The organism is Mycolicibacter senuensis (assembly GCF_002101885.1).
GTDB lineage: Bacteria > Actinomycetota > Actinomycetes > Mycobacteriales > Mycobacteriaceae > Mycobacterium > Mycobacterium senuense.
Map to the genome: position 1 here is coordinate 14048 of NZ_LQPS01000029.1, position 18968 is coordinate 33015.

At 69.1% G+C, this 18968-nt stretch carries 18 protein-coding genes and 2 tRNA genes; 8 read left to right on the forward strand and 12 right to left on the reverse strand.

Going from position 1 to position 18968, the window contains the following annotated elements:
* Positions 1–215: 215 nt before the first annotated feature.
* Positions 216–1121 carry a homocysteine S-methyltransferase gene (gene mmuM / locus AWC24_RS06930; RefSeq protein ID WP_085083418.1) on the forward strand — a complete coding sequence of 302 codons (906 nt, stop codon included), beginning with the start codon at positions 216–218 and terminating at the stop codon, positions 1119–1121.
* Between the two features lie 31 nt (positions 1122–1152).
* On the opposite strand, the gene clpP2 is transcribed toward mmuM, so the two are convergent.
* The 4 genes from clpP2 to AWC24_RS06950 all read right to left on the reverse strand — a co-directional run bounded on the left by clpP2 (position 1153) and on the right by AWC24_RS06950 (position 4032).
* Positions 1153–1800, reverse strand: coding sequence for an ATP-dependent CLP protease proteolytic subunit ClpP2 (gene clpP2, locus AWC24_RS06935; protein ID WP_013828384.1), 648 nt, complete (start codon positions 1798–1800; stop codon positions 1153–1155).
* Positions 1797–2375: an ATP-dependent CLP protease proteolytic subunit ClpP1 gene (clpP1, locus tag AWC24_RS06940; RefSeq protein ID WP_013828383.1), complete on the reverse strand. Its 579-nt coding sequence runs from the start codon at positions 2373–2375 to the stop codon at positions 1797–1799. Before clpP1 ends, clpP2 begins: the two co-directional genes overlap by 4 nt.
* A gap of 106 nt (positions 2376–2481) precedes the next feature.
* Entirely contained in the window at positions 2482–3900 is a 1419-nt protein-coding gene (gene tig, locus AWC24_RS06945; RefSeq protein WP_163705364.1) for a trigger factor, read from the reverse strand.
* A 55-nt stretch (positions 3901–3955) separates the two neighbouring features.
* Positions 3956–4032, reverse strand: a tRNA-Pro gene (locus tag AWC24_RS06950).
* A gap of 124 nt (positions 4033–4156) precedes the next feature.
* Here AWC24_RS06950 and AWC24_RS06955 point away from each other — a divergent pair.
* A tRNA-Gly gene (locus AWC24_RS06955) sits at positions 4157–4227 on the forward strand.
* Between the two features lie 36 nt (positions 4228–4263).
* Positions 4264–5487, forward strand: a complete 1224-nt coding sequence (locus tag AWC24_RS06960) for a serine hydrolase domain-containing protein (protein ID WP_085083335.1) — start codon at positions 4264–4266, stop codon at positions 5485–5487.
* Positions 5488–5503: 16 nt separating this feature from the next.
* On the opposite strand, the gene AWC24_RS06965 is transcribed toward AWC24_RS06960, so the two are convergent.
* The 3 genes from AWC24_RS06965 to AWC24_RS06975 all read right to left on the reverse strand — a co-directional run bounded on the left by AWC24_RS06965 (position 5504) and on the right by AWC24_RS06975 (position 7552).
* A complete protein-coding gene (locus tag AWC24_RS06965; protein WP_085083337.1) occupies positions 5504–6307 on the reverse strand; it encodes an Fpg/Nei family DNA glycosylase in 804 nt (267 codons plus the stop codon).
* 21 nt (positions 6308–6328) lie between these two features.
* A complete protein-coding gene (locus tag AWC24_RS06970; RefSeq protein ID WP_085083420.1) occupies positions 6329–6808 on the reverse strand; it encodes a ribose-5-phosphate isomerase in 480 nt (159 codons plus the stop codon).
* 120 nt (positions 6809–6928) lie between these two features.
* A complete protein-coding gene (locus AWC24_RS06975; RefSeq protein ID WP_085083338.1) occupies positions 6929–7552 on the reverse strand; it encodes a mycothiol-dependent nitroreductase Rv2466c family protein in 624 nt (207 codons plus the stop codon).
* A gap of 314 nt (positions 7553–7866) precedes the next feature.
* Here AWC24_RS06975 and AWC24_RS22420 point away from each other — a divergent pair, with 314 nt between their 5' ends.
* Positions 7867–10365: a PE-PGRS family protein gene (locus AWC24_RS22420; protein WP_163705366.1), complete on the forward strand. Its 2499-nt coding sequence runs from the start codon at positions 7867–7869 to the stop codon at positions 10363–10365.
* 147 nt (positions 10366–10512) lie between these two features.
* Positions 10513–13071 carry an aminopeptidase N gene (gene pepN, locus AWC24_RS06985; protein WP_085083340.1) on the forward strand — a complete coding sequence of 853 codons (2559 nt, stop codon included), beginning with the start codon at positions 10513–10515 and terminating at the stop codon, positions 13069–13071.
* A 35-nt stretch (positions 13072–13106) separates the two neighbouring features.
* On the opposite strand, the gene AWC24_RS06990 is transcribed toward pepN, so the two are convergent.
* The 3 genes from AWC24_RS06990 to ctaJ all read right to left on the reverse strand — a co-directional run bounded on the left by AWC24_RS06990 (position 13107) and on the right by ctaJ (position 14615).
* A complete protein-coding gene (locus AWC24_RS06990; protein ID WP_234807282.1) occupies positions 13107–13847 on the reverse strand; it encodes a hypothetical protein in 741 nt (246 codons plus the stop codon).
* An 80-nt stretch (positions 13848–13927) separates the two neighbouring features.
* On the reverse strand, positions 13928–14395 hold the full coding sequence (locus AWC24_RS06995) for a DUF5130 domain-containing protein (protein ID WP_085083341.1): 468 nt from the start codon (positions 14393–14395) through the stop codon (positions 13928–13930).
* Complete coding sequence (gene ctaJ / locus AWC24_RS07000) at positions 14382–14615, reverse strand: aa3-type cytochrome oxidase subunit CtaJ (protein WP_085083343.1); 234 nt, start codon at positions 14613–14615, stop codon at positions 14382–14384. The genes AWC24_RS06995 and ctaJ overlap by 14 nt, the downstream gene beginning before the upstream one ends.
* A gap of 212 nt (positions 14616–14827) precedes the next feature.
* On the opposite strand from ctaJ, the gene AWC24_RS07005 reads away from it, so the two are divergent.
* On the forward strand, positions 14828–15751 hold the full coding sequence (locus AWC24_RS07005) for a carbon-nitrogen hydrolase family protein (RefSeq protein WP_085083424.1): 924 nt from the start codon (positions 14828–14830) through the stop codon (positions 15749–15751).
* Between the two features lies 1 nt (position 15752).
* On the opposite strand, the gene AWC24_RS07010 is transcribed toward AWC24_RS07005, so the two are convergent.
* Positions 15753–16388 carry an HNH endonuclease gene (locus AWC24_RS07010; protein WP_085083345.1) on the reverse strand — a complete coding sequence of 212 codons (636 nt, stop codon included), beginning with the start codon at positions 16386–16388 and terminating at the stop codon, positions 15753–15755.
* A gap of 146 nt (positions 16389–16534) precedes the next feature.
* Here AWC24_RS07010 and AWC24_RS07015 point away from each other — a divergent pair, with 146 nt between their 5' ends.
* Positions 16535–16933, forward strand: a complete 399-nt coding sequence (locus tag AWC24_RS07015) for a globin (protein WP_085083347.1) — start codon at positions 16535–16537, stop codon at positions 16931–16933.
* A complete protein-coding gene (locus AWC24_RS07020) occupies positions 16933–18510 on the forward strand; it encodes a glycoside hydrolase family 13 protein (RefSeq protein WP_085083349.1) in 1578 nt (525 codons plus the stop codon). The genes AWC24_RS07015 and AWC24_RS07020 overlap by 1 nt, the downstream gene beginning before the upstream one ends.
* A gap of 43 nt (positions 18511–18553) precedes the next feature.
* On the opposite strand, the gene AWC24_RS07025 is transcribed toward AWC24_RS07020, so the two are convergent.
* Positions 18554–18967: an acyl-CoA thioesterase gene (locus AWC24_RS07025; RefSeq protein ID WP_109560355.1), complete on the reverse strand. Its 414-nt coding sequence runs from the start codon at positions 18965–18967 to the stop codon at positions 18554–18556.
* Between the last annotated feature and the right edge of the window lies 1 nt (position 18968).

Here is an 18968-nt window from a genome sequence, read left to right on the forward strand (position 1 = left end):
CCGGTGTCTGGCCCCGACGCTACCCGCTTGTTCCGGTGCGAGGCGACCGATAAGGCCGAATCGCGTCGTTGGTATTCGCTGCTGCCTGTGTGCTCCAAGAACATATCGCCCCAACTGCCCCACCCGGCGCGTGACGCGCTGGCGTGGCGTGAGCGAATCGTCGGCGTTACCCCGCTGTGAGGCGGGCGGCACTGCGGAGCCCTACAGTGGCGAACGTGGGGTTCGCCGTGCCCGACGATACCGTGATCGTCACCGATGGCGGGCTGGCCACCGAACTGGAGGCCCGCGGCCACGTTCTGTCCGGGGACCTCTGCGACCCGCTGTGGTCGGCCCGATTGCTGGTCGACGCCCCCGAGGACATCGCCGCCGTACACGCCGCCTTTTTCGCCGCCGGGGCGGTGATCGCGACCACCGCCGGCTACCAGGCGAGCTTCGACGGTTTCGCCGCCCGGGGAATCGACCGCCGGGCGGCCGCCGGGTTGTTACACCGCAGCGTGGAACTGGCCCGCCAAGCCGGCGGCGGGCCGGGGCACTGGGTGGCGGCGTCGGTCGGCCCGTACGGCGCCGCCCGCGCCGACGCGTCGGAATACGTTGGCCGGTATGGGCTTTCGGTCGCCGAGCTGACAGCCTGGCACCGCCCCCGGCTGGAGGTTCTGGCCGATGCCGGGGCCGATGTGCTCGCGCTGGAGACCATCCCGGACATCGACGAGGCCGAGGCACTGATGCGCCTGGTGTGCGAGGCGGACGCGCCGGCCTGGCTCAGCTACACCATCGATGGCACCTCAACCCGCGCCGGGCAGCCGTTGCGCGAGGCGTTCGCGGTGGCCGTCGGGGTGCCACAGATCGTCGCGGTGGGCGTGAACTGCTGCGCGCCGGGCGATGTGCTGCCGGCGATCGAGATCGCCCGCGAGGTCACCGGAAAGCCGGTGATCGTCTACCCCAACAGTGGGGAAAGCTGGGACGGCCACCGCTGGGTCGGGCCCAAGACGTTCTCGGCGCGGTTTGCCGCGCAGTGGGTCGCCGCCGGGGCCCGCATCGTGGGCGGCTGCTGTCGGGTCGGCCCGGCCGATATCACGGCGATAACCGCCGAAATTGCACTCACGCAGGAGAAGTTCGAGTAGCTACCTGCTTGAATGCAATCTCGCGCGAAAATCAGGCGGTCTGCGCCGAGAGCTTGCGGTACTCCAGCACGGTGTCGATGATCCCGTACTCCTTGGCGTCTTCGGCGGTGAGGATCTTGTCCCGGTCGGTGTCCTTGCGGATCACCTCGGGGTCCTTGCCGGTGTGGCGGGCCAGGGTGGACTCCATCAGGGTCCGCATCCGCTCGATTTCGGCGGCCTGGATCTCCAGGTCGGAGAACTGCCCCTGGATCACCCCGGACAGCGACGGCTGGTGGATCAGCACCCGGGCGTTGGGCAGTGCCATCCGCTTGCCCGGCGTACCGGCCGCCAGCAACACCGCGGCCGCCGAGGCGGCCTGGCCCAGGCAGACGGTCTGGATGTCGGCCCGCACGTACTGCATGGTGTCGTAGATCGCCATCAGCGAGGTGAAGGAGCCGCCCGGGGAGTTGATGTACATGGTGATGTCACGGTCCGGGTCCAGCGACTCCAGCACCAGCAACTGCGCCATGATGTCGTTGGCCGACGCGTCGTCGACCTGCACGCCGAGGAAGATGATGCGCTCCTCGAACAGCTTGTTGTACGGATTGGACTCCTTGACGCCCCAGCTGGAGTGCTCGACGAACGACGGCAGGATGTAGCGGGCCTGCGGTGCGATGGCTCGCAAGGTCTCGGGGTTCATGAGGCATCTCCGTTGACGTGGGCACGGGTGATGATGTGGTCGACGAAGCCGTATTCCAGGGCTTCCTGGGCGGTGAACCAGCGGTCCCGGTCGGAGTCCGCCTCGATGCGCTCGATCGGCTGACCGGTGAACTCGGCGTTGAGCCGGAACATCTCTTTCTTGATGACCGCGAACTGTTCGGCCTGGATCGCGATGTCGGCGGCGCTACCGGTCACCCCGCCCAGCGGCTGGTGCATCAGGATCCGGGCGTGCGGCAGGGCGTAACGCTTGCCCTTGGTGCCGGCGGCGAGCAGGAACTCGCCCATCGAGGCGGCCATCCCCATGGCGTAGGTGGCGACGTCACACGGCGCCAGCACCATGGTGTCGTAGATCGCCATCCCGGCGCTGATCGAACCGCCCGGGGAGTTGATGTAGAGCGAGATGTCCTTGGTGGGATCCTCGGCGGCCAACAACAGGATCTGCGCGCACAGCCGATTGGCGATGTCGTCGTCCACCTGCGACCCCAGGAAGATGATGCGTTCTCGCAGCAGCCGCTCGTATACGGAGTCGACGAGATTCAGACCGGGCTGGCTCACAGTTGGATACCTGCTTTCTCGAGATTCGTATGCCGAGACATGCTTAAGACCCTAACGAACCGGCGCGGCTGGAGGCGGCCCGAACCGGCTTCGTTCGCTTACAGCGTCACTCGTCGGATGCCGCCTCGGCTTCGACCGCGTCGTCCGCGGCCTCGGCCGGCTCGTCGGCGAGGGGCGCCTCGGCCTCATCGGCCTGGCCGTCGGCGCCACCACCGAAGAACTCGGCGGTGTCGATTTCGTTGCCGTCGGTGTCGCTGACGGAGGCGGCGCGCACCGCCGCTGCCAGCGCCATGCCCCGGCGCACGTCGGCGAAGACCGCGGGCAGTTGGTTGTTCTGCTGCAGGAATTGCATCAGCTGCTGCGGCGCGACGCCGTACTGCCGCGACATCAGCACCAGGTGCTGGGTGAGGTCGTTCTGGCCCACCTGGATCTCCAGCTCGTCGCCGAGCGCGTCGAGCAGCAGTTGCGTCTTGACCGACTTCTCGGCCTCGCTGCGGGTGTTGGCGTCGAATTCGGCGCGCGAGGAGCCCTGCTCGGCCAGCGACTCGGCGAACTTGTTCTCGTCGTGCTCGACAGCGTGCAAGGCGTTGTGCAGCGCATTGTCGACGTGGGCCTGCACCACGGCCTCGGGCAGCGGCATCTCCACCTGCTCGACCAGGGCCGCCAGCGTCGCCTCGCGCACCTTCTCGGCCTGCTGGATGCGCTTGGTCCGGCTCACCTGCTCGGTGAGGTTCTCCCGCAGCTCGCCCATGGTGTCGTATTCGCTGGCCAGCTGCGCGAACTCATCGTCGGCCTCCGGCAACTCGCGTTCCTTGACCGACTGCACCGTCACGGTGACCTCGGCGTCCTTGCCGGCCTGCGGGCCGGCCGCCAGCTTGGTGGTGAAGGTCTTGTCCTCACCGGCCGACATGCCCACGATCGCGTCGTCGAGGCCTTCGATGAGCTGACCCGATCCGACCTCGTGTGACAACCCCTCGGTGGCGGCGCCTTCAACCACCTCGCCGTCGACCGTCGCATCCAGGTCGATCGAGACGAAGTCGCCCTCGGCGGCCGGCCGGTCGACGCCGGTCAGCGTGCCGAATCGGGCGCGCAGCGCGTCCAGCTCGGCGTCCACCTCGTCCTCGCCGACCTCGATCGGGTCCACGCTGATCTTGAGCTGCTCCAGGTCGGGCAGCGTGATCTCCGGTCGCACGTCGACCTCGGCGGTGAAGGTGATCTGGTCACCGTCGTCGAGCTTGGTCACCTCGATTTCGGGTTGGCCGAGCGGCTTGAGCTCCGAACTGGTGACGGCCTCGCTGTAGCGACTCGGCAGCGCGTCGTTGACCACCTGCTGCAGCACCGCGGCGCGCCCGAAACGGGCCTCGATGAGCTTGGCCGGCGCCTTGCCCGGCCGGAAACCGGGCAGCCGCACCTGCTGGGCCAGCTGCTTGTAAGTCCGCTGGAAGTCCGGCTCCAATTCGGTGAACGGCACCTCCACGTTGATGCGAACCCGGGTCGGGGTCAGCTGCTCGACGGTGCTCTTCACGGGCGTACTCCTCGATATCGTTGACGGTCTGTCGTGCCGGTGCGGCGCGCGCTGCTGGTCGGGGTGACAGGATTTGAACCTGCGGCCTTCCGCTCCCAAAGCGGATGCGCTACCAAGCTGCGCTACACCCCGCACTGACCAGGCGATCTTACGGCCCGGTGACAACGACAACACAGCCGCCCGCACCTGACGGCCGCGGAGGGAGTGCCAATTGGATTTGAGGTCGGCCACGCCGGTACAGTCTGGCCTGGATATTGCGGGCGTAGCTCAATGGTAGAGCCCTAGTCTTCCAAACTAGCTACGCGGGTTCGATTCCCGTCGCCCGCTCGAAACGGGGATTTTCCCTGGCAGGAAGGCACGCCTATGGGCGGCACCAAGCACGTCCGGATTCACGGGTCGTGCTCGCCGCGCTTCGAACGGGTGCGGTACGAGTTCGAGCGCAATTTCACGCTGCGCGACGAGCTCGGCGCTGCCGTCGCGGCATATGTGGACGGCGAACTCGTCGTCAACCTGTGGGCCGGCTCGGCCGATGTCGACGGTCAGCAGCCCTGGCAGGAGGACACGCTGAGCACCGTGCTGTCCGGCACCAAAGGCTTGACCAGCACCTGCCTGCACCGGCTCGCCGAGGCCGGCGAACTGGACCTGCGGTTACCGGTGGCCCACTACTGGCCGGAGTTCGGCCAGGCCGGCAAGGGCGACATCTCACTGGCGATGGTGTTGGCGCACCGCTCCGGGGCGATCGGGCCGCGCGAACCGATGCACTGGCGCGACGTCACCGACTGGGACCTGGTCTGCCGGCGGTTGGCGGCCGCCGAACCGTGGTGGCGGCCGGGCACCGCGCAGGGCTACCACATGACCACCTACGGCTTCATCATCGGCGAAGTCGTCCACCGCGTGACCGGTATGACGGTGGGCCAGTATCTGCACAGCGAGGTCGCCGGTCCGCTCGGCGCCGAGGTCCACATCGGTGTGCCGGCCGACCAGCAGCCCTACCGCTGCGCCGACCCGGTGGGCAAGCCGACGATCCGGGAGATGCTGGCCTCGGCCGGCGCCCCCAAGCGCCCCACCTCGTTGGACGACCACTCCAAGGCGGGACTGGCGGTGGCGATGGGGTTCGCCCCCGACGACGAGATCGCCACCAATGACCTGACGCTGTGGCGCCAACTGGAGTTCCCCGGCACCAACGCCCAGGTCTCCGCGCTGGGGATGGCCACGTTCTACAACGCGCTGGTGCAGGAGAAGCTGCTCAGCCGGACCGTCATGGACCGGCTGCGGGTGTTGCAGGGCGGCACCGAAACCGATCTGGTGCTCGGGCCCCGAGTCGCCGAACACGGGTGGGGCATGGGCTACATGCTCAATGCCCAGGGGGTCAACGGACCCAACCGGCGGATCTTCGGGCACGGCGGTCTGGGCGGGTCGTTCGCCTTCGCCGATCTGGAGCACCGCATCGGCTACGGCTACGTGATGAACCGGTTCGACCACACCCAGGCCAATGCCGACCCGCGCAGCGTGGTGCTGTCCAACGAGATCTACCGCGCGCTCGGGGTGCCGATTCGTCCGCGGCGCGAAACGGTCTACGACGACTGACGCACTGCGGACTCGCCTAGCCCTGGCAGGACGGGCACCAGAACACGTTACGGGCCTCCAGTTCCGCGGTGCGCACGGTGTTTCCGCACAGCCGGCACGGGTCGCCGGCGCGGCGATAGACGTAGGTGCGTGGCTTTCCGGGTGCGTACGCCGGTGCGCCGTGATCGTCTTCGGGCCGGACCACCACGATGTTGCCGCGCCGCAGCCCGACCTTCATCAGCGCCACCAGATCGGTCCAGATCGCGTCGAATTCCGCTTCGTCGACGGTGGTGCCGGGCCGGTAGGGGTTGATCCGGTGCCGGAACAGCACCTCGCTGCGGTAGACGTTGCCGACGCCGGCGAGCACCGACTGGTCCATCAGCAACGCGGCAATAGTCCTGCGGGACTTGGTAATCCGCTTGTAGGCAAGAGCGGGGTCGGCATCGTTGCGCAACGGGTCCGGCCCCAGCCGCGCGATCACATCGGCGACCTGCGCCTCGTCGACCACCTCACAGGCCGCCGGGCCGCGCAAGTCGGTGCCATAGTCGGCGCCGATCATGCGCATCCGCACCTGGCCGACCGGATCGGGCGCGCCGCCGTCTGCGAGCTGGAACTCGCTGAAGTGACCGTAGATGCCGAGATGCACGCGCACGATCGCCCCGCCGGCGTAGTGGTGGAACAAATGCTTGCCCCAGGCCTCGGCGCGGGTCAGCAGTTTTCCGTCGACGGCCGCGGCACCGGATTCGAAGCGGCCCTGCGGGCTCGACACCGCCACCGGGGCGCCGGCATAGCGGCGCTGATGCAACCGGGCCAGCCGGTGCAGGATGTGCCCCTCCGGCATGTCAGGCCAGTCTGTGCCGCGTCAGGCCGGCGCGCCGGGCACCTGGGGCGCCTCGTGGGTGCGTTCGTAGGCCGCCAAGATGTCGATGCGCCGCTGGTGGCGTTCGGCTTCCGACCACGGCGTACTCAGGAATGCGTCGACGATCGCGAGCGCCTCGGCGGTGGAGTGCATCCGGCCGCCGATGCCGATCAACTGCGCGTTGTTGTGCTCGCGGGCCAACTTTGCCGTCTCGGTACTCCACGCCAGGGCACAGCGCGCACCGGCCACCTTGTTGGCCGCGATCTGCTCACCGTTGCCGGATCCGCCGATCACGATTCCCAGACTGCCCGGGTCGGCCACCGTGCGGGCGGCCGCGGCGATGCAGAACGCCGGGTAGTCGTCCTCGGCGTCGTAGGCGAAAGCTCCGCAGTCGACCGGTTCGTGCCCGGCATGCTTGAGGTGCTCAAGGATCTGCTCTTTGAGCTCGTAGCCGGCGTGGTCGCAGCCGAGGTAGACGCGCATGGCGGTCATTGTGTCAGAGGCTGCGGGTGAGTTTTCGACAGCCCGCACGCCGAACGGGAACCACCCGACACGATTACGGCATGCCGTGTCGTGTGATTCCCGCTCGCCGGCGAGAGCGCATCAGTCGAATTCCGGCGCCTCGCCCCGGCTGCGTTTGAGCTCGAAGAAGTGCGGGTAGGACGCGAACGTCACCGACGCATCCCACAGTTGCCCGGCCTGCTCGCCGCGCGGAATCCGGGACAGCACCGGACCGAAGAAGGCCACCCCGTTGACGTGGATGGTGGGGGTGCCGACGTCCTTGCCGACCGCGTCCATGCCGGCGTGGTGGCTCTTGCGCAGCGCCTCGTCATAGGTGTCGGTGGTAGCCGCATCGGCCAGCTCGGCCGGCAAGCCCACCTCGGCCAGCGCCCCGGCGATGACGTCCGGAAGGTCCTTGTTGTTCTGGTTGTGGATCCGGGTTCCCATCGCGGTGTACAGCGGACGCAGGATCTCGTTGCCGCGCTGCTGTTCGGCGGCGATCGCCACCCGCACCGGACCGAGGGCGTTCTTGAGGCCCTCGCGGTACTCCTCGGAGATGTCGTCGCGGCCTTCGTTGAGCACGGCCAGGCTCATCACGTGGAAGGTGACGTCGATGTCGCGGACCTTCTCGACCTCCAGGATCCATCGGGAGGTGATCCAGCACCACGGGCACAGCGGGTCGAACCAGAACTCGGCGCGTGATCTCTGGGGCGTTTCAACGGGCATGGCGCGATCCTCTCGATCGGGGTGGAGTCACCGTCCGCACACAACTATGCACCCCTGTTCCTATGCCCCGACATCCCAGTCAGCCGGAGCGAAGTCCAGTTCGGGGAGGGTCCACTGCGGTAACGACGGCGTGAACACCTCACTCCCCATACATGTGACTTCGACTCCCCTACATGTGACTTCGCACGGAGAAAAATCCTTGAAAGAAGAGTTTTGTTCATTTATATCTAGACGTGATCCCTTGGGAAAGTTATGCTCAACCTACTTTTTAGCTGAGGCAGAGAGGCCGAGCTGCCCGGGGAGCGGGGATCACGATGACTTCCATTGACCAAAGGCGCAGCACTCAGACCCTGAACACCACTTCCCGGGCACGCGCGGCAAGGCGGATCGCCGCCGCCACCGGTGGGGTCGGCGCATTCTTGGCGTTCGGGATGGGCCCGCTGACGGCCGGTACCCCCCTAGCCCGGGCGGATGTTCTGGATGATCTGTTCGACCCGACCGTGTGGACGACCTGGTCGGATGCCGCGGCCTGGGCGTCCCCGGCCGATGCCCTGCCAGCGCCGGCGCTGGCCACCGAGTGGATGGACTTCTACACCGATCTGCATGCGCAACTGGACGTGATGCTCGCCGATCCCGCCAATGCCTGGTGGCTGGATCTGGTCAACCTGCCTTCGGCGTTGCTGTTCGGCCGGGACCTGATCGGCGACGGCATCGACGGTTTCGATGCGGCGAACACCTCACTGCTGGGATGGACCGGCTGGTTCGGGGATTTCGGTGACGGCGGATTCCTGGCTGGTGACGGTGGCCTCGGCGCGGTCGGGGGCGCCGGCGGAATGGCCGGCGTGTTCGGCAACGGCGGCGATGGTGGCGCCGGCCTGGATGACCTCGACACTATCGGGATCGCCGGTGACGGTGGAGTAGGCGGAGCCGGTGGCTGGCTGTTCGGCATCGGTGGCAACGGCGGCAACGGCGGTTACGCGTCCATCACCGTCCCCGCGTCGGCGTTGGACGCCATCGGCGGTGACGGCGGGGCGGGCGGCGCCGGTGGCTGGCTGTTCGGCGGTGGCGGCAACGGCGGCAACGGCGGCGACGCACACAACTACGGGGACGGTCAGGCCGTAGCCGGTGACGGGGGGGCCGGCGCCGACGGCGGCCACCACGGCTCCGGCGGCGACGGCGGCCACGGCGGTGAGGCGTGGATCGGTAACAGCGCATCGACGCAGGACGGCGTGGGCGGTCACGGTGGAGCCGCCGGTAGCGGAAAAACCGACGGGGGCAACGGCGGCAACGGCGGTGACGTGTGGAACCTCGGGCTGGGTAAAGCCATCGCCGGTGACGGGGCGGCCGGCGGCGACGGCCGCATCGGCGCCGGCGGCAACGGCGGCAACGGCGGCTGGGCGTGGAACCAAAACTTCACGGGGGCGCAGGACGCCGTCGGCGGTCAGGCCGGAGCCGCCGGCACCGGAGCAACCGACGGCGGCAACGGCGGCAACGGCGGCGCCGCGAACACCAACGGAACCGGTCAGGCCATCGCCGCCGACGGTGCGGCCGGCGCCGACGGCGGCACCGGCGCCGGCGGCAACGGCGGCAACGGCGGCCAGGCGACGATCTCCAACGGCACCTCGGCGTGGGATGCCGTCGGCGGGAAGGCCGGAGCCGCCGGTACCGGAGCAACCGACGGCGGCAACGGCGGCAACGGCGGCGCCGCGCTCACCGACGGAACCGGTCAGGCCATCGCCGCCGACGGGGCGGCCGGCGGCAACGGCGGCACCGGCGCCGGCGGCAACGGCGGCAACGGCGGCACTGCGACCCTCGGCAACCCCGGGTCGGCGGGGGATGCCGTCGGCGGGAAGGCTGGAGCCGCAGGTACCGGAGCAACCGACGGCGGATGGGGCGGCAACGGTGGCAGCGCAGTCACCTTCGGGACCGGTCAAGCCATCGCCGCCGACGGTGCGGCCGGCGCCGACGGCGGCACCGGCGCCGGCGGCCACGGCGGATGGGGCGGCGACGCGTCCATCCATAACACCACGTCGGCGCACGATGCCGTCGCTGGGAAGGCCGGAGCCGCCGGTACCGGAGCAACCGACGGCGGCAACGGCGGCAGCGGCGGTGACGCGAGCACCAGCGGGACCGGTCAGGCCATCGCCGCCGACGGGGCGGCCGGCGGCAACGGCCTGACCGGAGCCGGCGGCCACGGCGGCCGCGGCGGCCAGGCGTCCATCCTCAATTCCACGTCGGCGTGGGACGCGATCGGCGGTCAGGCCGGAGCCGCCGGTACCGGAGCAACCGACGGCGGCAACGGCGGCGACGGTGGCAACGCGTTCACCTACGGGACCGGCAACGCCATCCCGGCCGACGGTGCGGCCGGCGCCGACGGCGGCACCGGCGCCGGCGGCGACGGTGGCAACGGCGGCGAAGCGTTCATCGGCGGGTTCGTCGGCGACACTCCGTCGGCGTGGGATGCCGTCGGCGGTCAGGCCGGAGCCGGCGGCACCGGAGCAACCGACGGCGGCAACGGCGGCAACGGCGGTGACGCGACCACCTTCGGGACCGGTCAAGCCATCGCCGGCGATGGGGCGGCCGGCGGCGCCGGCGGCAACGGCGGCAACGGCGGCAACGGCGGTGACGGCGGCAACGGCGGTGACGCGTCCATCCACAACTTGGGGTCGGCGCAGGACGCATTCGGCGGTGACGGCGGCGCCGGCGGTGACGGTACGACCAGCGGCGGCACCGGCGGCGCAGGCGGCACCGCGTCCACGATCGGGACCGGGAACACCATTCCCGGCACCCCCGGGCCGGACGGCACGCCCTGACCTCGTCGACCTGTCGGAGTCACTTGATGCCCGGGAAGCTGCAGCGGGCGACCGGGTGCTGGAAGACTCGCTCGCTGAGTTCACCGTGCAAGACCTGACGGCCACTCGTGGCCCCCGACCGCTGCGGGGCAACTAGGGTTGGCGGGCGTGGCACTTCCTAACCTCACCCGCGACCAGGCCGCCGAACGGGCCGCATCGGTCACCGTCGACAACTACCGGATCGCACTCGACCTGACCGACGGCACCGGCAACCCGGGCGAGCGCACGTTCCGCTCCACCACGACCGTCACCTTCGAGGCACTGCCCGGTGCCGACACCGTCATCGACATCGCCGCCCAGACCATTCGCAGCGCCACCCTCAACGGCCGCCCACTCGACGTGTCGGCCTACGACGAGTCGATCGGTGTCGCGCTGACCGGCCTGGCCGAACACAACGTGGTCGAGATCGACGCCGACTGCTATTACTCCAACACCGGTGAGGGCCTGCACCGCTTCGTCGACCCGGTCGACGACGAGGTGTATCTCTATTCGCAGTTCGAAACCGCGGACGCCAAGCGGATGTTCGCCTGTTTCGACCAGCCCGACCTCAAAGCGACCTTCGACATCACCGTCACCGCACCGCAGCACTGGCAGGTGGTCTCCAACGGCGCCACCACCGCTGTGGATGACGGTGTGCACACCTTTGCCACCACCCCGAAGTTGAGCACGTATCTGGTGGCGCTGATCGCCGGACCCTATGCCCGATGGGATGACGTCTACCGTGACGAGCACGGCGAGATCGGCCTGGGCCTGTTCTGCCGGGCCTCGCTGGCCGAGCACATGGACGCCGAGCGGCTGTTCACCGAGACCAAACAGGGATTCGGCTTCTACCACCGCAACTTCGGCATCCCGTACGCGTTCGGCAAGTACGACCAGCTGTTCGTGCCGGAGTTCAACGCCGGGGCGATGGAGAACGCCGGCGCCGTAACGTTCTTGGAGGACTACGTCTTTCGCAGCAAGGTGACCCGGGCCTCCTATGAGCGGCGGGCAGAGACCTTGCTGCACGAGATGGCACACATGTGGTTCGGCGACCTGGTCACCATGCGCTGGTGGGACGACCTGTGGCTCAACGAGTCGTTCGCGACGTTCGCCTCCGTGCTGTGCCAAAGCGAGGCGACCGAATACACCAGCGCCTGGACCACGTTCGCCAACGCCGAGAAGTCATGGGCCTATCGCCAAGACCAACTGCCCTCGACACACCCGATCGCCGCCGACATTCCCGACCTGGCCGCCGTCGAAGTCAACTTCGACGGGATCACCTACGCCAAGGGCGCGTCCGTGCTCAAACAGTTGGTGGCCTACGTCGGGCTGGAGCACTTCCTGGCGGGCCTGCGTGACTACTTCGCCACACACGCGTTCGGCAACGCGACCTTCGACGACCTGTTGGGCGCACTGGAGAAGGCGTCCGGCCGGGATCTGTCCGGCTGGGGTGCGCAGTGGCTCAAGACCACCGGTCTGAACACCCTCCGGGCGAACTTCGACGTCGATGATGCGGGGAAGTTCACCCGGTTCGCGGTCACCCAGGACGGGGCCGCCCCGGGGGCCGGCGAGACCCGGGTGCACCGGCTGGCCATTGGCATCTACGATGACGGCGGCGCCGGAGGGTTGGTGCGCACTCACCGTGAAGAACTCGATATCGAGGGGCCGGCGACGGCCGTGCCGGGGTTGCTGGGTGTTTCACGCGGCAAGCTGATTTTGGTCAATGACGACGACCTGACCTACTGTGCGCTGCGACTGGACCCGGAGTCGCTGGCGACCGCGCTGGAGCGTATCGCCGACATCGTCGAGCCGCTACCGCGCACCCTGGTGTGGTCGGCGGCCTGGGAGATGACCCGCGAGGCCGAGCTGCGCGCCCGGGACTTCCTGGCGTTGGTGCAGCGCGGCATCGGCGCCGAGTCCGAGGTCGGGGTGGCCCAGCGGCTCCTGCTGCAGGCGCAGACCGCGCTGGGCTTCTACGCCGAACCCGGTTGGGCCGCCGGGCAGGGTTGGCCGGCATTCGCCGACCGGCTGCTGGAGTTGGCCCGCGCAGCAGAGCCCGGCTCGGATCACCAGCTGGCCTACGTCAACGCGCTGTGCACGTCGGTGCTGTCCGAGCGGCACACCGCGGTACTGGCCGCGCTGCTCGACGCCGAGCCGGCGGATCAGGGGTTGGCCGGCTTGGCGGTCGACACCGATCTGCGCTGGCGGATCGTGGTGGCCCTGGCCCGCGGCGGCGTACTCGACGCCGAGGCGATCGACGCCGAGATTCGACGCGACCCCACCGCAGCCGGTCAACGCCAGGGCGCTCAGGCCGCGGCGGCGCGACCGCAAGCGGCAGTCAAACAGGCGGCCTGGCAGCAGGTGATCGAGGATGACACGCTGGCCAACATCACCGGCCGGGCCATCATCGGCGGGATCGTGCAACCCGGCCAGGGCCAGCTGTTGGCGCCGTTCACCGCACGTTACTTCGCGGCGATCCCCGGGGTGTGGGAGCGGCGGTCCAGCGAGGTGGCGCAGACGGTGGTGGTGGGCCTGTATCCGGGCTGGGACGTCAGTCAGGCCGGATTGGACGCCGCTGAGGCGTTTCTGGCCGACCCCGCGGTGCCGCCGGCACTTCGGCGCTTGGTGCTGGAGGGCCGGGCCGGGGTGGAGCGGTCGCTGCGCGCACGTACCTTCGACGGCGCCTGAGCACCGTCGGACCCGTTCCGATCGGGCGGTCGCTCCTACTGGTATCCGCCGTCGGACAAGCCCGCCTCGCTTTCAAAGCTGTTGGTGCCGCCGAGGATGCGCACCCTCGCCTCCTCGGCGAGATAGCGCGCGGGAAACTGTATCGACCCCAGCGCGGCCCACTGCTGGGCGTGAATCTCCTCGTGATGCAGCACCCTGTCCAGGTCCGGCCCACCGGGTGAGATCCGTCCGGCTTCGACGATATCTCGCAGCTTGCGGGCCGGGTCACGTTCGCGATCGACGTTGACCATGAACAGGTCGCCCCACATGGTTCCGGCGCGGCGGCTGAGCTGGGCGTGAAACCGGTTGCCGCCCAATCCCATCAGCAACCCGTTGGGCGTGGTGACCAGACACCCGCCGGTGCTGCAGATGGTCCGGACCGGGTCGTAGCTCCAGCGATTCGCCCGCTGCCGCTGGATGATCCGCTCCAATTCGGCTACACCGTAAGGCGTCTCGGGAAAGTCGTTGCGGGTGCCGCTCCGGCCGTAGCCGGTACCCGCGTTGAGAATGTAGGTCAGCCGTACCGCGTGTCGAGCCTGCTTGCTGCCCGCACCGCGGGGAATCACGAAGAAACTCTGCCCCTGCGGGTCGGTGATCTGCTCCATCGCGTCGAGAGCCCGGAAGCTGTCGCGGGTGATGCGCTGGCGGCGGACGATACCGGCCACCTCCTGTGGGGCGATGGCGCGCCGGTCGAGGTTCGCCAGCCAACTGTGGTGTGCCGGCGAAGCCGATTCCACGGCAGCGCGGTCGCGTCGACCGGGGCTCCCGCGCCAGCGGGAGGCACCCCCAGCCACGTTGGCGACCGAAAAGGCGGCGGCTAGGCCGGGGTGATCCCGGCGCTGAGCACCTGCACCGCGCTGACCAGGCCGTCGATCAGTCTGCCATCGCTGAATGCCGCAGCCGCCGCGGTAACACCCTGCGACGCCGCCACCGGGGCGATGCGGCCGGCCACACCGTCGCCGTAGACCACCTCGATGGCCCGCTGGTCCGGTGAGACCGCGATGAGCACCGCGTCGTTGGGGGTGGGCACCTTCGCCAGGATCTCGCGGGCCTGCGCGGCGGTGTCCGAGCCCAGGTCCCCGATGTAGACGGCGAAACGGGCGTTGGTCTGCCGTGACCCGTAGGTCAGGGCATCATCGAGCGCCACCAGCTCCTTGACCGGGAACGGGTAGTGCAGCGACGCCTCACCCGGCTCGGTGACCCCGGATATCCGACCGCTGTAGGTGATCGCCGATCCGTACGGCAGGTCCGCCGGATCGATCGTCGCGACCTCACCAGTTGCCACTGGCTCCACCCCCCACGCTGAATTCGGACTTGCCGTGACCATGGCCGGCACCGACGGCCTCGTCGGTCGCCGCCCACAGGATCGGTGGATGCGTCCAACGGTCGGCCATCTGATAAACGGCCGCGCGCGGCCCCTTCTGCGACCAGATCCGGGCTGCCAACAGCACGACCAGCACAAGCGGAAGGCCGACGAAGTAGCCGAGGAATGACAACACGCTCACGCCGTAGACGGTATCCCACCGCGATTCGATCAGTGGCGGGAACCCGGGCCCAGGCACCCGCGGGTTCGGTCGGCTCGCCCGAATCAGGCCGTCTGGGCGCGATGGCGGCGCCTTGCGCCCGCGGGGAGCCGTCGTTAGCGTGCACTCAATACCTTCGCCCTGGCGACCAGGACGCGGAAGGACTGCGCCGTCGTTGCAGAAGGGCGATGATCATGGTTCTTGCGGCAGCCGTCCAGCTGGAGGCTGTGCTCGGCGATGTGCGGGCCAATCTGGCCGCCTGTGAGCGACTCGCCGACGAGGCGGGCCGGGCCGGCGCCGAGATCATCGCGCTGCCGGAGTTCTTCACCACCGGGATCGGGTTCGACGAGTCGCTGGCCACCGCCGCGCTGCCGCCCGATGGCGCGGCCACCGAGCTGCTCACCGCACTGGCCCTCCGGCACCGGGCACTGGTGGGCGGGTCATTCCTGTGCCGTGACCCAGACGGCCACGTCCGCAACGCCTACCTGCTCGCCGACCCCGGCGGCGTGGTGGGCCGGCACGACAAGGATCTGCCCACCATGTGGGAGAACGCCTTCTACACCACCGGCGACGACGACGGGGTGCTCACTGCGGCCGGACACCCGGTGGGGGCCGCGGTGTGCTGGGAGCTGATGCGCACCCAGACCGTGCGCCGGCTGCGCGGCCGGGTGGATCTGGTGATGACGGGCTCGGGATGGTGGTCGATCCCGCGCTGGGCGCCGCAGGCGCTGTTCGACCGGCTCGAACGCAACAACGCCGGCACGGCTCGGCTGGCGGCGGCATCGTTCGCCCGGTACGTCGGCGCCCCGGTGGTGCACGCCGCCCATGCCGGCACCCTGACCTGCGCCATGCCGTGGCTGCCGCTGACGTATCGGGGCCACTTCGAAGGCGCCACCCTGATCGCGACCGCCGACGGCACCGTCGTCGCCGAACGGCACGCCGACGAAGGCGAGGGCATCGTCCTCGGTGAGATCACGCTGGGGCGTCAATCCCCCCGGCTCGACCCGCCGGCCGGGTTCTGGCTGCATCGGCGTGGGACGCTGCCGACCACGGTGTGGCACTACCAACGCTGGCATGGCCGTCGCTGGTACCGGCACCACGTATTTCAAGCGACCTAGTTCAGGCGGCGCCTTCGCCGAGGTAGCGCATCCACACCGGATCGAGGTCGTTGATCACCGCCAGCAACCGCCAGTGCTGGCCCTTGGGCGAGGTCGGTACCAGCCGCAACGTCCAGCCGAGTTCGGCCAGCAACCGGTCGGCCTTGCGGTGGTTGCAGGCCGAGCAGGCGGCCACGCAGTTCTCCCAGGAGTGGTCGCCGCCCCGGCTGCGCGGCACCACATGGTCGACGGTGTCGGCCTTGCCGCCGCAGTAGGCGCAGCTGTGCCGGTCCCGGTGCATCAGCGCGGCGCGGGTCAACGGGATCCGGGCGCGGTAGGGCACCCGGACATAGGACCGCAGCCGGATCACCGAGGGCACCAGCACCGACCGGGTCGCCGAATGGATGACCGGGCCGGCCGGGTCGTCGTGCACCACGTCGGCTTTGCCGCAGATCAGCATGACGACCGCGCGCCGCAGTGGAAGCGCGGTCAACGGCTCGAAGGTGGAATTCAGCAGCAGCACCCGGCGCCGTGTCCAGATCGACGCCGCGTCGGCGCCGCCGCCGGAAGTGGCGACCGAGTGCAGGCAGGGGGCAACGGCAAGCCCGGTCAGGCTCGCCGTGGGGGCACCAGGGTTACGGTGGCCCCGTCGTTTCATATCCGGCTTCGGGGACGGTTGTTGCGCTGCGCCATAAATCCTCCGCGGAACAGTTCACCATGATTCGACGCTGGTCGCACGCCTATTTGCTGTGTGTTCTAGCTGTGTGTCTGGCAGGAACGCCCGATGGCCCACAATGGTGGGCGATGCAGCCGATAGAAGAACCTTCGTTTTATGACGCCGTCGGCGGGGCGGAAACCTTCCGCGCCATCGTGTCGCGGTTTTATCAACTGGTCGCCCAGGACGCGATCCTGCGCCCGATGTACCCCGCCGACGACATGGACGGCGCCGAGGAACGGTTACGGATGTTCCTCGAGCAGTACTGGGGCGGGCCGCGCACCTACACCGAACGCCGCGGCCACCCGCGGTTGCGGATGCGCCACATCCCGTACCGCATCGGCCCGCTGCAGCGCGATGCCTGGCTGCGCTGCATGGTCACGGCGATCAACGAGATCGACGCCGAGACCCTCGACGACGCACGCCGCGCCGAACTGTTGGACTACCTGCACTCGGCGGCCGATTTCCTGGTCAACGCACCGATCTGATGGGCGACAGCAGCAGCCCCGACGACCACCCATGGTGGGCTGCCAGTGTGTTCTACCAGGCCTATCCCCGCTCGTTCGCCGACAGCAACGGTGACGGGGTCGGCGACCTGCCGGGAGTGATCGCCCGCCTGGACTATCTGCACCGGCTGGGTATCGACGCGATCTGGCTCAACCCGGTGACGGTGTCGCCCATGGCCGATCACGGCTACGACGTGGCAGACCCCCGCGACATCGATCCACTCTTCGGCGATCTGGGTGCGCTGGACTCGCTGGTGGCGGCCGCGCACGAACGCGGGATCAAGCTGACCATGGACCTGGTGCCCAACCACACCAGTTCGGCGCATCCGTGGTTCGTCACAGCCCTGACATCCGGGCCCGGCAGCCCCGAACGGGAGCGCTACATCTTCCGTGACGGGCGCGGACCCGACGGGGAGCTGCCGCCCAATAACTGGGTGTCGGTGTTCGGCGGCCCGGCCTGGACCCGGGTGACCGATGCGTGCGGCTCCGGCCAGTGGTACCTGCACCTGTTCGACCCGGCGCAGCCCGACCTGAACTGGGACAACCCGGAGGTCATGGCGGATTTCGAGCGAACGCTGCGGTTCTGGATGGACCGCGGCGTCGACGGCTTCCGGATCGACGTCTCACACGGCATGGCCAAGCCGCCGGGACTGCCCGACATGCCTGTCACCGACGTCAAACTGCTGGCGCACCGCGACGACGACCCGCGGTTCAATCAGCCCGGTGTCCATGCCATCCACCGCGCGATTCGCGCGGTCTTCGACGACTACCCCGGCGCGGTGTCCGTCGGCGAGGTCTGGGTGCACGACAACGCCCTGTTCGCCGAGTACGTCCGGCCCGACGAACTGCACCTGGCCTTCAACTTCCGGTTGCTGCAGGCCTCCTTCGAGGCTGCCGAGATCCGAGACGCGATCGACAATTCGCTGGCTGCGGTCGCCTCAGTGGACGGCATCGCGACCTGGGCGCTGGAAAACCACGACGTCGAGCGATCGGTCACCCGCTACGGTGGCGGCGCCGTCGGGCTGGCCCGGGCGCGGGCGATGGCGCTGGTGCTGCTCGCGCTGCCGGGGGCGGTGTTCATCTACAACGGCCAGGAACTGGGTCTGCCCAACGTCGAGCTACCCGATTCAGCGTTGCAGGATCCGGTGTGGGAGCGCTCCGGGCACACCAAGCGCGGCCGCGACGGCTGTCGGGTGCCGATGCCGTGGTCGGGTACCGCGCCGCCGTTCGGCTTCTCTGATCACCCCGACACCTGGCTGCCGATGCCGCCGGACTGGGCGCCGTTGACCGTCGAAAGGCAGCTCGCCGATGGCGACTCGACGCAGCAGCTCTACCGCCGGGCCATCGAATTGCGCAGGGGCCGAGCTGAATTCACCGGACGACAGGTGAATTGGCTGGATTCACCGCCGGGAACGCTGGCCTTCCGGCGCGGCGGGCTGGTGTGCGTGCTCAACGCCGGTGAACATCCGGTGGTGCTGCCCGAGGGCCGGCTACTCCTGTGCAGCGCCCCGGTGGCCGACGGCCTGTTGCCGTCCAACGCCGCGGCGTGGCTGGCCTGACGACCGGATGGCTCACCGGCGACCGGGGACCGACCCGGCCGGCTCAGCGCGTCCAGCGCTGCAGGTACTCGCGATGGTCCGCCGACAGCCGCACCAGCTTCTGCTCGTCGATGCTGAACGCGGCCAACTGGCTTTCGGCGATCACCGCCGGCTTGGAATCCGGTGCGGCACTCACCGAGCGCACCTCGTAGCCGATGGTGAAGTCCACCGTCCGCAGCCGCGAGATCCACATCGTCACCTGCAGCGGCGAGTCCGTCAGCCGCAATTGTCCCTTGTAGGTGACCTTCACCTCGGCGATCAGCAGGCCCACGCTGGTGATGTCGACCGCGAAAGCCGGCGACAGAAACGGCACCCGCGCCTCTTCGAGGAGGGTGACCATGGTCGCGTGGTTGACATGCTGGTACATGTCGATGTCTGACCAGCGCACCGGAACCGCTGCGACGAAACCCGGTTTCACG